This window comes from Mucilaginibacter sp. P5_A6, assembly GCF_056400585.1.
On sequence record NZ_JBFUKZ010000008.1, the window covers coordinates 297,788 to 313,534 of the forward strand.

General features: G+C 44.2%; 13 protein-coding genes and 1 pseudogene. 6 read left to right on the forward strand and 8 right to left on the reverse strand.

Going from position 1 to position 15,747, the window contains the following annotated elements; genetic code table 11:
• Positions 1–52 precede the first annotated feature (52 nt).
• The gene (locus AC1DO4_RS11495) at positions 53–397 is read right to left on the reverse strand and encodes a winged helix-turn-helix domain-containing protein (RefSeq protein ID WP_477402112.1); all 345 of its coding nucleotides are present in this window, start codon (positions 395–397) and stop codon (positions 53–55) included.
• Positions 398–534: 137 nt separating this feature from the next.
• Complete coding sequence (locus AC1DO4_RS11500; RefSeq protein WP_477415855.1) at positions 535–867, reverse strand: hypothetical protein; 333 nt, start codon at positions 865–867, stop codon at positions 535–537.
• A gap of 388 nt (positions 868–1,255) precedes the next feature.
• Between AC1DO4_RS11500 and AC1DO4_RS11505 the strand changes: the two genes are divergently transcribed.
• The gene (locus AC1DO4_RS11505) at positions 1,256–2,740 is read left to right on the forward strand and encodes an aldehyde dehydrogenase (NADP(+)) (protein WP_477415857.1); all 1,485 of its coding nucleotides are present in this window, start codon (positions 1,256–1,258) and stop codon (positions 2,738–2,740) included.
• Between the two features lie 157 nt (positions 2,741–2,897).
• Here AC1DO4_RS11505 and AC1DO4_RS11510 read toward each other — a convergent pair whose 3' ends face one another.
• The 3 genes from AC1DO4_RS11510 to AC1DO4_RS11520 form a co-directional block, all read right to left on the reverse strand.
• Positions 2,898–3,284, reverse strand: a complete 387-nt coding sequence (locus tag AC1DO4_RS11510) for a VOC family protein (RefSeq protein ID WP_477415859.1) — start codon at positions 3,282–3,284, stop codon at positions 2,898–2,900.
• 105 nt (positions 3,285–3,389) lie between these two features.
• The gene (locus AC1DO4_RS11515) at positions 3,390–4,004 is read right to left on the reverse strand and encodes a Crp/Fnr family transcriptional regulator (RefSeq protein WP_477415861.1); all 615 of its coding nucleotides are present in this window, start codon (positions 4,002–4,004) and stop codon (positions 3,390–3,392) included.
• Between the two features lie 497 nt (positions 4,005–4,501).
• A complete protein-coding gene (locus AC1DO4_RS11520; RefSeq protein ID WP_477415863.1) occupies positions 4,502–6,493 on the reverse strand; it encodes an alpha-L-arabinofuranosidase C-terminal domain-containing protein in 1,992 nt (663 codons plus the stop codon).
• A gap of 958 nt (positions 6,494–7,451) precedes the next feature.
• On the opposite strand from AC1DO4_RS11520, the pseudogene AC1DO4_RS11525 reads away from it, so the two are divergent.
• The 3 genes and pseudogenes from AC1DO4_RS11525 to AC1DO4_RS11535 form a co-directional block, all read left to right on the forward strand.
• A pseudogene (locus AC1DO4_RS11525) lies at positions 7,452–7,958 on the forward strand (Ig-like domain-containing protein); the annotation flags it as partial.
• A gap of 45 nt (positions 7,959–8,003) precedes the next feature.
• On the forward strand, positions 8,004–8,630 hold the full coding sequence (locus AC1DO4_RS11530; RefSeq protein ID WP_477415989.1) for a fibrobacter succinogenes major paralogous domain-containing protein: 627 nt from the start codon (positions 8,004–8,006) through the stop codon (positions 8,628–8,630).
• A gap of 246 nt (positions 8,631–8,876) precedes the next feature.
• On the forward strand, positions 8,877–9,755 hold the full coding sequence (locus AC1DO4_RS11535; RefSeq protein ID WP_477415865.1) for a TIR domain-containing protein: 879 nt from the start codon (positions 8,877–8,879) through the stop codon (positions 9,753–9,755).
• A 175-nt stretch (positions 9,756–9,930) separates the two neighbouring features.
• Here AC1DO4_RS11535 and AC1DO4_RS11540 read toward each other — a convergent pair whose 3' ends face one another.
• Together AC1DO4_RS11540 and AC1DO4_RS11545 are read right to left on the reverse strand one after the other, a co-directional pair.
• Complete coding sequence (locus AC1DO4_RS11540) at positions 9,931–10,971, reverse strand: hypothetical protein (RefSeq protein WP_477415867.1); 1,041 nt, start codon at positions 10,969–10,971, stop codon at positions 9,931–9,933.
• A 383-nt stretch (positions 10,972–11,354) separates the two neighbouring features.
• Positions 11,355–13,373: a M13 family metallopeptidase gene (locus AC1DO4_RS11545; protein ID WP_477415869.1), complete on the reverse strand. Its 2,019-nt coding sequence runs from the start codon at positions 13,371–13,373 to the stop codon at positions 11,355–11,357.
• A gap of 138 nt (positions 13,374–13,511) precedes the next feature.
• Between AC1DO4_RS11545 and AC1DO4_RS11550 the strand changes: the two genes are divergently transcribed.
• Positions 13,512–13,694, forward strand: a complete 183-nt coding sequence (locus AC1DO4_RS11550) for a hypothetical protein (RefSeq protein WP_477415871.1) — start codon at positions 13,512–13,514, stop codon at positions 13,692–13,694.
• 270 nt (positions 13,695–13,964) lie between these two features.
• On the forward strand, positions 13,965–14,381 hold the full coding sequence (locus tag AC1DO4_RS11555) for an acyl-CoA thioesterase (protein ID WP_477415873.1): 417 nt from the start codon (positions 13,965–13,967) through the stop codon (positions 14,379–14,381).
• A 959-nt stretch (positions 14,382–15,340) separates the two neighbouring features.
• On the opposite strand, the gene AC1DO4_RS11560 is transcribed toward AC1DO4_RS11555, so the two are convergent.
• A complete protein-coding gene (locus AC1DO4_RS11560) occupies positions 15,341–15,553 on the reverse strand; it encodes a hypothetical protein (RefSeq protein WP_477415875.1) in 213 nt (70 codons plus the stop codon).
• Between the last annotated feature and the right edge of the window lie 194 nt (positions 15,554–15,747).

The window sequence follows — 15,747 nt, forward strand, 5'->3', positions numbered from 1 at the left end:
AAAACAAACCGATTTGTTTTACCGGTTTATGGAATTGCGCTTATTTGATCAATCAGACCTGGATAAGTGAACTATTTTCTTTTAAAAACTCCTGGAACTTTTGCTGAAACAATTTAAACTGTTCAATAGCTTTAAGGCCTTTTTCGGTAAGCTCGGCGCTACCGCCTCCTTTACCGCCCCGGTGCGAAATAACCACCGGCGACCCAAAATGCTCATTCATATAACTGATCATTTCCCAGGCCTGCCTGTACGACATTTTCATTTGTAAAGCCGCCTGTCTTAATGAACCCGATTGCTGAATGCGCTCCAGCAGCTCTACCCGGCCACGACCTAATAACTTACCATCAGGCGTTTCAAACCAAATCCTGCCGTTTAAACTCAATGCTTTGTCTACCATATTATAAATTACAACTAAACATTGCACAAATATATCATTAACAAAGCAGCAAAATTCATTTCACAAAAAAGCGCCCCCTCATTTTAAAAAGGAAGCGCAATCGGTTATTTTAAAACCACAAAAGGGGTAATGCTTTATTAGGTCCTCGGTCTTTTAGGGTTAAATGCAACCAGGTAATTAAGGTCCTCGGTTACAGCCCCGCCACGTCCATCATTCCTGGGTTCTTCTTTATGGAACGTCTGGTTAAGTCGTGCTTTGATAGTGTGAAACACCTGCAACAAAATTTCCGGCCCTACTTTGGCGGCTATAGTTGGATAATAATCTTTCTGGATCTTTATTCTTTCAGTATTGGTTACCATGCTCAGCTCCCAGCTGTCCTCTCCCTTAAAGCCAAATTCTTTGGCGGTGTTCAGCAGGTCGTACATATACATGCGGGTTTCGGTTTCAATGGATTGTTTAGCGACTATCATATGAATTTTTTTACGGTTACTGCAGCCTGTAAAAGGCTGATATTATGTTAAAGCTTAACTATCACCGTATTATAAAATGGCAACGCTTAAGGTATGCGGTATTTGCTTGGGATGGAATTTCCTAAAGGTAACTTTAATTTACCAGAAATAAGTATATATTAAATATTAATTAAAAAAGGCTGTTCATAGATCGAAAGGTCATAGCCGAACTTGTTTCGGCACGCTATGAAGCCGAAAACAAGTTCGGCACAACCTGGAAGGACTACAAAAAAGACAAAATCCTGTTACTACCAGATAGAAAATACCCACAGCTTTCGGCTCACTTTAGATATATTTGCTTAAACATATTAACGGATCAAACCGTTCTTAATCCAAACAAATATCTGCTATGGCAAATAACTTTAAAGAAGCGAGCGTTGAAGAAATAAACCAGGTAATGCTGCAATCGCAGGCAGCGTTTGAGGCTTACCAAAAAACAAGCATCGAAGAAAAAAGCCTGTTTCTGGAGGCAATCGCCACCGAAATTGAAGCTTTGGGCGATGCCTTACTTCAAAAAGCATCCGAAGAAACTAACCTGCCAATCCCGCGCCTGGCCGGCGAACGCGCACGTACAACAGGCCAGTTGCGCATGTTTGCAACCATGCTGCGCGAAGGCAGCTGGGTAGAAGCAAGTATCGATACCGCCATCCCCGACAGGGCTCCGCTCCCCAAACCCGATCTACGCAAAATGTTGATCCCGCTGGGGCCGGTGGTTGTTTTTGGCGCCAGTAATTTCCCCTTCGCTTATTCAACCGCGGGTGGCGATACCGCAAGCGCTTTGGCAGCAGGCTGCCCGGTAGTAGTAAAAGCACACCCTGCACATGCCGAAACATCCGAAATGGTATACAGCGCCATCAAAAAAGCTATTGCAGGCAGCAATATGCCGCAGTTTGTTTTTCAGCATGTGCATGGCACTTCGTTCGAGAGCGGTAAGGCTTTAGTTCAGGCACCGGATACAGCAGCCGTGGGCTTTACCGGCTCAACCGTAGGCGGCAAAGCTTTATATGATTATTCCTCGCAACGCAAAAACCCTATCCCGGTATTTTCTGAGATGGGCAGCATAAACCCGGTTATATTTTTACCCGATACATTAAATAAAAACGCGGCTAACCTTGCCGCACAATATGCCGGTTCCATTACCTTGGGTATGGGCCAGTTTTGCACCAATCCCGGCCTGATGATAGCCATCGAAAGCGACGGGCTTTACAGCTTCCTGGATGGCCTGGGCAAAGGTATTGAGGCCGTGCAGCCTGCAAAAATGCTGCATGCCGGTATCCATTCGGCATACCAAAAAAAGAGCCATGCCGCCCTTGAGCAGGATGGTGTAAAAGTGATACAACAATCGGCCACCGCGACCAGTGATATTGAGGCCCTGCCAACCGTTGCTTTGGTTAGCGGCGAAACATTTTTGGATAACCCTTTATTGCACGAAGAAGTTTTTGGTCCATACTCTTTAATGGTGAGCTGCAAAGATGAGCAGGAGCTGATCAAAGTATTAAAATCAGTATCGGGTCAGCTAACCACAACGGTGATGGGTACCGATGAGGATTTTGCAGGCCATGCAAGTCTGCTGCAATTACTTCCGTCTGTTGCCGGCCGCATCCTGTTTAATGGTGTACCAACGGGTGTCGAAGTTTGCCACAGTATGGTACACGGTGGCCCTTATCCGGCTACAACCGATAGCCGCTTTACCGCGGTAGGCACTAATGCCGTAAAACGCTGGGTACGCCCGGTATGTTATCAAAACTGCCCGGATAGTTTGTTGCCTTTGGCCCTGCAAAATGCTAACCCAACAGGGATTTGGCGATTGGTAGATAATGAGTGGAAGAAGTAATTTCATCGCTTTATAAGCAATGACGTGATTGCAAAAACTTACGAAGTTTCAAAAACTTCGTAAGTTTGGTCATAAACGTCATCGCGTCATTTTCCCTTCAGTGTTTCGCGAAATTTTATCTCTCGTATCACGGTATTTCACAGCCTCATCAACCCACTCACTTTTTGTTATACCATTGAATATATTCAAGTACATTATGATCGGGGTCCGAAAAATACACCCAGGTTTCTTCATTTTCGATAGTTAACGGACCTCTTAAAATTTGAATATTCATTAATTCAAGGCTCGTAAGGGCCGCTTTCATATCGTCAACTTCCATACACAGGTGTGGGCAGTATGGTTTTTTCAATGGTCCAGGTTCATAATTGTTAGTTAAATCCTTTATCAGTTCAATCCTAACGTCTCCAGACGAAATAAAGGCATATTCCTCCTGCTCATCTTCGTTTATGGCCCTATGATTTAAGCCGAAACCTAATTTTTCGGTATAAAAAGCTATCGCGCCATCCATATTTTTCACCTGTAAGGCTGCATGATCAAGTTTCATAACGTTAGTATTATGTTTAAATAATTGCACAGGTCAAATATGGAAACAGAAAAATTATCCCGTGTTCAATTATTTTAATATTTAACGTTAAAATAGTTGAACGGATTAACTGTTTCTCCTGATCATGCTTAAAAATACCGGTGTAATACCCAGGTAAGATGCTATGTGTTTTTGAGGCATGCGGTTTTCAATAGCCGGGTATTTTTTACGCATTGCCTCGTACCGCTGAGCGCCGTCCATTGAAATAGCGCTCAAAAGCCGCTCGTTTTGTGCTATATTAAAATTCTGGTTCAAAATCCTCCAGAATCTTTCAAAAACCGGGAAATCCTTATATAGCTGGTCGATACTTTTTTTGTCGATCTGCAATACGATAGACAATTCCTGCGCGATAATATTTATGGAGGAAGGGGTTTCCCGGAGAAAGCTTTTGGTATCCGAAATCCACCAATCCTCCATAGCAAAATTGAGGGTATGCTGGTTTCCCTTGTCGTCTATAAAAAAAGATCTGAGGAACCCCTTCACTACAAAAAATTCATACTTACATACATCTCCTTCCTGCAATAAATACTGCCTCGGCAAAATTTTCCGAACTGTCATCAATGAGCAAAAATGCTCCTGTTCAATCGCCGAAATTGGTATTCTTTTCAGCAAATGAGCTATTATAAATGCATCAATTTCCTTCCTGTTCAAAATATAAAAGTTAGCGTATTGGTTTATCATTGGTAAATCTATAAATAAACCGTCATTGCGAGGTACGAAGCAATCCCGAACTGTACAGGGTCGTGAACTATGCACAACGGGTGTTGGGTTTTAACGTTATGCAGTTGTAAATGACAACATCGGCCCGCTCAATTGCCGCGGGAGGGCTGTTACTTTGTCTTGAAACAAAGTAACCAAGACCGAACGCAGTGAGATAATGAGCCCCAATAAAAAACAAATAACAAGCGAATAATTCAAGTCAGCAGGAATGCTTCTTTGCCGCACGGGGCCTTTGCCCTGCAAAACGGGCAGAACCACGGGTGGCGAATTTTGCCCCGCCCGCTCTTGCCTCCTACGCAAAATTAGCTAATTCCCTTTGCCCACGCACCGCTCAGCATCGTTCTGCCCGTTTTCGCCCGAAGCTGCCCTGCCGACACTTCGGGGAAAACGAAAGCTTTTGATTCCTAAATAATTGAAACAAATAACCCGCCGTCATTATCTCGGAGGCTAAAAGAGCATTAATTTCCTTTTAAACTGATGCGTATCACACTTAAAGAATAAGGCGGTACGGCGTAACTGCCCAGTTGCGCTACACTGATTTCAGCGTGTGACGGCACTATATTTTGGGGTTGATCGATGGTGTTTTTGTCAGTAGGCTGGCCTTGCAGCACATCAATTGCAGCCTTAGCGGCTACCACGCCGAGGCCAGACAGATTTGCACTGGCAGTTACAGCCTGCGGACCGGCATTAACTATTTTTAAAATAATATCGCCGGTTTTGCTGTTTTGCACGCATGAGGCAGCCAGGGTTGAGTCGGTGGGGGCGCCGGGCTGGTTAAATGATACTATACCGGGAATATACGCATCGCCCTGGTTAACGGAGAATAATTGCTGAACATAGTAATTTACTGTAGGCGCCAGGGTTTTGTTATTAAAATAAATGAGGTTGGGGTTCCAGGAAGTATGTTTAAGATTGGCAAGCAGCGGCGCGTAGGATGCCATTTGCACAATATCGCCATTACGTTCAAGGCTGGTCATAAAAGCGGCTTCCGAAAGCGCGTTGATAAGGTTGTTACCCCTGGATGCATATTCGCCGATATATACTTTTGATTTTGGCCTGCGGTAGCTGTCATACCGGTTATTGTTTTTCAGAAACCATTCGGGGTTTTCGTAAAAGTGTTCATCAACAACGGGCACCGATAACTGGTCGGCAAACTTCCATCCAAGATCATAATCTTCGCCCGAGGGTGCGGGACCTACCGTCCCCACGATGGTAATTTCGGGATGTCTTGCGCGTACTGCATCGTATATCATTTTAAAGCGGTCCCTGAAATCATTGGTTTGCTTATCCTCGTTGCCAATACCCACATACTGCAGGTTAAAAGGTTTTGGATGGCCTGCTGCCGCCCTTTTAGCACCCCAAACCGAGGTGGCAGGTCCGTTGGCATATTCTATCAGGTCGAGCACATCCTGGATATAGCTTTTCATTTCGGTCAAAGGGATTCCTTTTTGGCCAGTTCCCCCTATTCGCCAGGTTCCGCCCGAATTTTGGCAGCTTACCCCGGCCGCCACTACAGGCAGCGGTTTGGCGCCAATATCCTCGCAAAATCTAAAATATTCGTAAAAGCCCAGACCGGTGCTTTGATGGTAGTTCCAGATGTTGCGCTGTTGTAGGCGCTGCTCAACAGGGCCTATGGTATTTTTCCAGCGGTATATGTTATTAACGCCATCGCCGTGTACCAGGCAGCCACCCGGAAAACGGAGAAACTTAGGCTCAAGACCGGCTATGGCCTGGGCAAGGTCGGCCCGCAGCCCGTTTGGCTGGTTTTTAAAGGTATTATGCGGAAACAGCGAGACTTCGTCGATAGCCAATACCGAACGCTGCCTGCCAAGCACCGTAAGCCTTGCCGAATCGGCGCTTTCTGTGGCGGTAATAGTTCCTGTATACTTTTTCCACGCGCCGGCCTGGGTCTGGAATGAAAATGTACCATATACCGCGCCCTTGTCTCCGCACAGTTGCACTTGCATGCCAACAGGTTTGGCCGATATTTGCCTTACGTAGATAGAGAAATCATATTTTTGGCCTGCTTTGATGCTGATACCATCGTAACCGGCATTGGTAATGCCCACACCCTGCTGCCCGGCATCGTCGATATTCAGCAGCACATAGTGCGGGTTATTGGGGTGCACGGGTTTAGCTGTTTCTACAGATATTGTACCGTAGCCATAGCCCTCGGTAGTATACTCCCAGGCGGTTAGCGGGTTCCATGTTTTCCTGTCGCTCGCGCTGTACTCAAATGAACTGTTCTGAATAAGTTCGGCGTAAAGGCCGCCATCGGCCGCGTAGCTCAGGTCCTCAAAAAACACTCCGAAAAGATTCTTACTAATGGGTTTTGCGGCAGGGATTTTCGCCTTTTGAACACCTAAAACGGAGCTACCCTGGCCATGGGCCAAATCAGCAACAAACAACATCGCCAGGCATAGTGCCGGCAAAACACGCTTAACAGACATCAGGTTTAATTTTTTGAGGTTAATAATTAATAATTGTTTTTTTAACAATTATTAACAAATATATATCTTTTTAATAAAAATAAAAATTTGTTATTCTTTTTGGGGCCCAATCTCGTGGTATGGCTAACGCATTTCGATATCATTATAATTGTTTTTTTGACAATTATAAACAGGTGTTAAATAACCGGAGTAACATTATGTAGTTGTAATTGAAAACATCGGCCCGCTCAGTTGCCGCGGGAGGGCTGTTACTTTTGTCGCCACAAAAGTAACCAAAAAGGCTGTCAGCAGGAATGCTTCTTTGCCGCACGGGCCTTTGCCCTGCAAAACGGGCAGAACCACGGGTGGCGAATTTTGCACTGCCCGCCCCTGCCTCCTACGCAAAATTAGCTAATTCCCTTTGCCCACACACAGTCCACCATCGTTCTGCCCGTTTTCGCCCGAAGCTGCCCTGCTGACACTTTGGGGAAAATGAAAGCTTTTGATTCCTAAATAATAAATAAACCCTCATTGCAGGCGGCCACACAACACCTTTCGCCAAGGGGGGCGGTAATTATCACCGCATCACTTTCAAAAGTTAACAACAGTTGAAAGAAAAAAATTATATACACACGCAATATCTTTATCTTCGCACAAAATATTGTTAATGAAACCTTTATCACATACCTGCCTTATCTTATTTATTGCCATACTGGCCGGCTGCTCCAAAAGCGCCGAAAAAGTAAACTTTACCGACATTTCGGTAAAAACCAACTTTGCCGCAGGCCTTCCCGCGCCAACTTTAACAGCGTTCACTATTCCCAATAAAAAAACAACAGATGTGCCTTTTTTACCTCCTTATCCAAAAAGCAACAGTACAGGGGTATTCACTTTCAAAAGCCGTAACCCAAATGTGGCTGTTACCGTAAGTAGTTATAAAATAGTGATTAAGGGGCCGGGCACCTGTACCATTGTAGCTATGCAAGCTGCAACCGCCAACTTCAGGGCCGACTCCATACAAACAACTTTTACTGTAACCGGCTTAGCTAAGCCAACTATTACCGGTTTTACCGTGCCAAACAAAAAACTGGGCGATCCTTCTTTCACGCTTGTTAAACCAGCAAGTAACAGTACAGGCGCGTTTACTTATAAAAGCAGTAATCCGGCCGTAGCAACAGTCTCGGGTAATACGGTAACTATTAAAAGAGCCGGAAACAGCACTATAACCGCTGTGCAGGCGGCAACCAGCACTTATAAAGCCGATTCGGTACAGGCAACGCTCATTGTGCTTGCCAAAGCAGCAACCCCAACACTTTCAAATTTCACGGTGCCGGGTAAGTACCCCGGCGACGCACCTTTTACATTGATAAAGCCCAATAGCAACAGTGCCGGTACATTTACTTATACCAGCAGTAATACAGCTGTAGCTACCATATCGGGCACTACGGTTACTATTAAGGCTAAAGGACAAACTACCATAATCGCCACGCAGGCAGCCAATGGCAATTACACGGCAGGAAGCATCAGCGCGGTGTTAACCGTTACAGTTCGCCCTGCTACGGGTACCGTTACCGATGTTGATGGCAATGTTTATCGTACCATAAAAATTGGCACGCAAACCTGGATGATAGAAAACCTTAAAGTAACGCATTACAGTGATGGTACCCCGGTACCTAACGTAACCAACGACAACACCTGGAAAGGACTATCAACCGGGGCTTATTGCAATTACAAAAATGACGCGGCCACAGGTAAAATTTACGGCAAACTATATAACTGGTATGCCGTAACCAACCTGCACCAGCTTGCGCCTGCCGGCTGGCATATCCCTACCGATGCGGAGTGGAACACCCTGTATACCTACATTGGCGGCACCCGCGAGAGTGGCCCAAAAATACAGGAGCAAGGCACAACCCACTGGACAGCCAACACCGGCGCTACCAACAGCACCCTGTTTACAGGCCTGCCCGGCGGCGCCCGTGATTTTGATGCATTCAGTGGTGTTTTTACAGATCTGGGATACGACGGAAAATGGTGGAGCACAACCCGAACCGGCAACGCTAACGCCATATATATGGACCTGTATGTAAAAGGTTATTTTGAACGCCATGACGACCTTAAATACTACGGCTACTCGGTAAGGTGTATAAAAAACTAATAAACATCATTGCCTCCGTTGGGTGCACGTGCCGCATTTGCCCGGTGGAGTAAAACCCATTGTTAGCGCAGGTCTTGTGTCGGGACAGGAGCGGTAGCAGACCTGTGCTTACGATGGGTTTACAAAAGTCACAAGTGATCCTCCCGCTTGCAGCCGCACAACACTTGCGCCAAGGGGGGCTTAAATCAAAAAAAATCGACGAAATATCATTTATTTATTAAGTTTGTTTTGACCTAGCCCATAAAAATGACCAAGAGCAGAACTTCTTCCAACCAAGAATCAGCAAAAATTTCAAGCCTGACAGTAAAAAAGGATTTTTTTGAGGAACAATTAAAATCTAGAATACTTATTGGTGACCAGCTGTTTAACAGAATTATACAGACAGCCCCTGAAATAGAAACTCTTAGAGATGACTACTATGATTGGAATGATTATAATAATGAATTATTGAAAGTATCGTTTGATAATCCGGAAAACGAATATCGAAAAAGCTACGCCACTGCTACGGAGAAATATATTTATATTCCTTTCAATACCCCCCAAGATGAGTTAAACGATTTAAAGAACGATATTAAAATAAAAAAAACTAATCTTGAAAGGCTAATATCCAAATTGCCGCTCATCAATTCAAAAATCATAGAATCTAACTTGCCGATACATAACAATCGCGAGAAACACTCTGAAAACAAAAAAATCTTCATCGTACACGGTCAAAACAATGAAAAAAAATTGGAGACTTTTAATTTATTAAAAGCACTAGAGTTAGAGCCCATAATTTTACATGAGCAGCCTAACGGTGGTAGGACGATCATAGAAAAATTTGAAGAATACTCCGATGTTGGTTACGCAATTATTCTACTTACTGACGACGACGAAGGAAAATCAAAAAAAGAAGATGACTATAAATTAAGAGCGAGACAAAATGTAATACTTGAGTTAGGTTTCTTTATTGGAAAACTAGGAAGGTCGAGAGTTTGTGCATTGTACATTGATAAAGTTGATTTACCCAATGACATTTCTGGACTAGTATATATTCCCCTTGATTCGAGCGGAGCTTGGAAATTTGCCTTGGCAAAAGAGCTTAAATCGGCTGGATACAATATCAACGCAAATAATTTATTGTAATTATACAATAAGGTGCTTATCTTCAGAGCCGTGTTTCGCATTAATTGCAATCCGTTTTTAGCGCAGGTCTTGTGTCGAGCCATTTGAACGATGGCTGACTGTGTTTTACAACATATTTGTCATAAAGTTACAAGTGATCTTTCCCGCAGCCACACAACACTTGCGCCAAGGAAGGTTACTTTTTGGATTTACTTAAGCGCCAAAGTAGATACTCTGGGATATCCTTTAACTGCGCGATAGCACTTTGGTACTCCGTTTCATTTTTTATGAAACCAACGGTACCTAAGCCAAATGAAATGAACTGTGACATTGATGCTGCAAGCCCCGTCTGCGCAAGGGATATCAGACCCAGCCCGACAGCGCCAACCGTTGCACCGGCGACTTTCAATTTATGCATATTTGCTATCTGATTAAACTTTCTACTGATCTGATCAAGTTTTGGCTGTATAGTGTCACGCCTGAATTCAGCAGCAGTAACATCGCCCGAACCTAACAATTTCATATAGGCTTTTGTCTGTACTCTGAAAGAAGACAAGATATCCCCCTCATCTTCAATTATTTTAGCAAAATCACTAATGCTTGTCCCAGAAAGAAAAGGCAATAATATGTCAGCCACCTGCCGATGCTGGTCGATGCTGCTTTTTCTATCAAAAATAGGATAAGAAGACTGATCATGATTATCGACCATTGCCCGCCACTCGTCGGGAGCCCCGTTTGCATCAGCCGGGTGGATTAAAACCCGGTTCTTGTCATCCATAATAACAATAATCTTTTCCGGCCTGATTATAATCTTTCCGGCTTCGATCAAGGGAGACAATTCATTAAAAGTATCTTCCAACAATTCCTCTGAAATACTTCCATAACCGCCGAAAAGCTTACTCTTTGGCAACTGTTTTTTTAAGAGGCGGAGATACCCCGGATCGCCAGTAACGTTATGTCCCATCTTTTCTGGATGGAAAGTATATAGGAAATGTTTAGGATGGTAAGGATAGACCGAGGTAAAATCAGAAAGCAGGACAGACATCTTAACCAGTTCGTAGTGATCTTTGCTTTCCGCTTTAACCCGAATTTCCGTCTTTAAACCATCGTATTGATGGAACCAATCCAGAAACTCTTTTTCCTTTGTCTGGAAATGGGGACTGAAATCGTGTGAATTCTGTAATACTAATTCGTGCAACTTCCGGCCGATCAAAGCTGGTTCTTTCAATATCGTCATATTTTAGTTTGTATGTTGTTCAGGGTAAGTAAAGATACGGCAGCTACTAGCTTGATTGGCAGGATGAATATAGATTTAGTTTATCATAAAATCAATCCCGTGAGCGCTTCTGAACGCTACCGCAAGGGTGCCCCCTTGTGGTCGGCATACTAAGTATTGAATATACAAATCCAAGATGTTTAATTCTACCCTTTGCTCCCGCTGCCGCAAGGGTCGTCCCTTGTGGCCCGCTGTACAGAGACACTTTACAGAGCATACGTACAGGGCACCCGCTGATAAGTATACACTATAATAAGTAGCTTACTCTGCCGCGATGTATAGGTCCACTGGAGCTTTTGCGCGTAGTTGGCTAATTTTGAAAAAATGATCTTCGGGCCACCTCCCTACCAAATCTTAACCCTCTGCTCTTCCGCTTTATAATTTTTATCACCAGGCTGCACGTTAAATGCTTTATAAAACGGCGCGAAATTCATCAATGGCCCATTTACCCGCCACATGGCCGGCGAATGCGGGTTGGTGTTTACGTAGGTGCGCAGGAACTCATCTCTTGTTTTTACCCTCCAGATGCGTGCAACAGATAAAAAGAAACGTTGATCTGGCGTAAACCCATCAATTTTTTCAGCGCCTTTTCCCTGTTCCGTCATTTTAAATGCGTCGTAGGCAATAGCGATGCCGCCATTATCGGCAGTGTTTTCGCCCAGGGTAAGCGCCCCCTTTATATGTACTGTATCTAAAACTGTAAACGAGCCATATAAATTAGCTACCTGTTTTGTTTTCTCCCTAAACTTTTGATAGTCTTCCTTTGTCCACCAGTTTTTTACGTTACCGTTCTTATCAAACTGCGCGCCCTGGTCGTCAAAGGCGTGCGTCATTTCGTGGCCAATTACCATCCCTATGCCCCCGTAATTGATAGCATCATCTGCCGAAAAGTCGAAATAAGGAAATTGCAGGATACCCGCCGGGAAAACAACCTCATTAAACGACGGATTGTAATAAGCGGTAACCGTAGATGGCGTTGTGCCCCATTCTGTTTTGTCAACCGGCTTGTTCAGTTTGGCTAATTGAAATTGATAGTCGTTTTGTTTAAGCCACAGGATATTTTCAAAGTATTTGGTCCGGTTTATCTGCACCTTATCGTAATTACGCCATTTATCCGGGTAGCCTAATTTTTTGGTGATGGCGTATAATTTTTCTTTGGCTTTTTGTTTGGTGCTGTCGCTCATCCAATCCAGGTGATTGATCCTGTTTTCGAAAGATTTTTGCAGGTTGTTTACCAATACCAGCACACGTTTTTTTGCATCCTCGTTAAAATATCGTTTTACATACAATTGCCCCAAAGCCTGCCCCAAATAATTATCGACGTTTTGAGTCATGATCTGCCTGCGGGTTTTTTGTATGGCCTGCCCGTTTAACACTTTATTAAATTCAAATGAGGCATCTACAAATGGCTTACTCAATATTTCGGCGTAGTTTTGGAGGGTGGCGGCTTTTAAATAAATTTTCCAGTTGGTTATGGATACTGATTTCAACAGTCCATTTAACTTATCGTAATAAGCGGGCTGGCCCATATCAACCGAGTCGGTTGTTGCACCCAGTTCGGCAAGCAATGTCGGCCAGCCGATATTAGCTTGTGTTTTGCTGATGGATGCAATGGCTACCTTATGGTAATTTGCATTAACATCCCTTAATTCGATATTTGTTTTATGCGATGCTGCATTTTGTTGCTCGATGCTGTAAGCAATAGCTGCATTTTTTGTGGCGGTAGCAGGACTGCTCCCGGTTAACTGAAACAGGGTGCCTAAGTATTTTTTATAGGCCTGCTGGATGCCGACCGTAGATGAATCTGTTTTAAAATAATAATCCCTTTCAGGTAAACCAATGCCGGTTTGCGAAACATGGGCAATATTGATGCTGCTGTTTTTGTTATCCGGGTAAATATCAAAGCCAATAATGAGTCCGTTCCCGGCTTTTAATTGCGCCGCTACAAATTTGATGAGTGAGGGTACGTCGGCGATGGCATCAATTTGTGCCAGTATTGGTTTAATGGGCTGGTATCCGCGTTGGTTAATAGTTAGGGTATCCATGCCCGAAGCGTAAAAATCGCCTACCTTCTGGTCAATGCTTCCCATAGGGTTCTTAGTTTTTGAAACACTATCCAGGATGTTTTGCAGCAGTTGCTTTTGCGGAATGTTCATGAAACTATACGAACCCACGCCTGATTGGTCGGCGGCAATTTTTGCGGTATCGTACCAGCGCCCGTTAACAAAGCGAAAGAAATTATCGCCGGGTTTTATTAGGGAGTCGATTCCGGCAACGTCAACGAACCCTTTTTTGTGATCGTCCTGATATTTCCAGGCGCCCAAAACGATTAACGCTACACACAGATAAAATACTTTATTCATAAACAGTCAATTTGCTTAAAGGTAATAATTTAGCAATATGTAGCAGAATGAAACTTTGAAGTTGTAATATCTTACAACAAAATAATTATCACTAACTTTATAATGCAAATGAAAATTGCTGTTGTATAAAATATTGATATGGAGAGACTTACTATAGAATTAACCAATCAAAAGGCTTACAAAATTTTGAAAGACCTTGAAGAACTTAATATCATTAAGCTGATAAAAAAGCCTTCTACCTTATCTTCGTTGCGCCAAAAAATCCAAACCAAAATGAGCAATGAAGAGATTGATAAGCAACTTCACAATCTTCGTAGCTGAAAGCATACGTATATTAAAGAATTTACCCGGCCCGGATGTTCCATACACCGGGCTTTTTAGCACCCCAATTTCGCGTAAGTGATTGTACCGGATACCGGCCAAGTGGCTAAGGCCTGTGTAGTATGAGGGGAAAGCACGACCCCGCTTCTACCGGCGGGGGTACGCCCTGTTTAGATGTGAGATATGAGATTTGAGACATGAGACAAAAATGGTGGGCACCATACAGCAGATTGGTATATATTTGCCTGCTACCTGTTAAAATAGACTACAATGGAATACTCAAAAACTTACGTTGCAAAGGAAGAGCACATAGATGTGCAGGAAATTATGGATGGCTTATACTATCCGTTTTATATGGAATACTGCCGGCATGATTATATCAGGGAAGTGCTGGGTTTTGATTTTGAAACCGAGGCTAAAAACGGTGTTCATATGGTGCTATCAAACTACAGCATCAGTTTTTTACGGTCATTAAAAAAAGGCGATGAATTTTCGGTTACCTGCACTTTATATACTGATAAGGCAGGCCTGCCCAAACTACACTTCAAACAGTCCATCATTTTTAATAATAAGGTAATGACCAAAGCCGTATTCACCGGCACCTGCGTACCCGCAACCGGCGGACGGCCTTACCTGCCTGCATCAATACTCGAGAAAATTAAAGACGCTCCTGTAATGGAGGGGTAGATTTGAGATGTGAGATTTGAGACATGTATGTTAAACATCTTTTAGATTCTATTGGTATTTAAAACCTGTTGTCATTTCGAACGAACAGAGGTGTTTTCCCCTAAACCGTCAGCAGACAAGCTTCGGGCGAAAACGGGCAAAACGATGCGGGGCTGTGCGGCTGCAGGGCATAGGAAGTTTTTGCATGTGCGGGGATATGCGGGCAAGGGCAAAATAATTCCAGCCCAGGTTTTGCCCGTTTTGCAGGGCAGAGGCCCAGAGCGCAAAGAAGCATTTCTGCTGACTTGAATTTTTTGGTCCTTTTTGTTTCAAGACAAAAAGGACTAGGCCCTCCCGCGGCCATGAGCGGGACGATGTTGTCGATTACTACAAAGTAAAGTAAGCACCCAAATAGCTGCTCTGTACAGTTTGGGATTGCTTCGTTCCTCGCAATGACGGTGGTTGTTGGGTTCTAAAACCAACGCGTCATTACCGTTTTTTCCAGCATAATTCGCGGGTGCTTCGTTCCTCATAAGCGCTCGTTTTCCCCTAAACCGTCAGCAGACAAGCTTCGGGCGAAAACGGGCAAAACAATGCGGAGCTGTGCGGCTGCAGGGCATAGGAAGTTTTTGCATGTGCGTGGATATGCGGGCAAGGGCAAAATAATTCCAGCCCTGGTTTTGCCCGTTTTGCAGAGCAGAGGCCTGTGCGGCAAAGAAGCATTTCTGCCGACTTGATTTTTTTGGTCCTTTTTGTATCAAGACAAAAAGGACTAGGCCCACCCGCGGCCATGAGCGGGCCGATGTTGTCCGTTACAACAAAATGAAGTTAGCACCCAAATAGCGGCTCTGTACAGTTGGGGATTGCTTCGTACCTCGCAATGACGGTGGTTGTTGTTAGGTTCTAAAACCAACGCGTCATTACTGTTTTTTCCAGCATAATTCGCGGGTGCTTCGTTTCTCATAAGCGCTCGTTTTCCCCTAAACCGTCAGCAGACAAGCTTCGGGCGAAAACGGGCAAAACAATGCGGGGCTGTGCGGCTGCAGGGCATAGGAAGTTTTTGCATGTGCGTGGACTAAGCGCACCGGGGCAAAATAATTCCAGCCCAGGTTTTGCCCGTTTTGCAGGGCAGAGGCCTGTGCGGCAAAGAAGCATTTCTGCTGACTTGATTTTTTTGGTCCTTTTTGTATCAAGACAAAAAGGACTAGGCCCACCCGCGGCCATGAGCGAGCCGATGTTGTCGATTACCACAAAAGTAATTTAGCACCCAAATAGCTGCTCTGTACAGTTGGGGACTGCTTCGTGCCTCGCAATGACGGCAGTTGAGGTTGGTTATGTTAACACGAAAAATCCAGACTTGTGAAGTGGCTCTGCACAGTTTGGGATT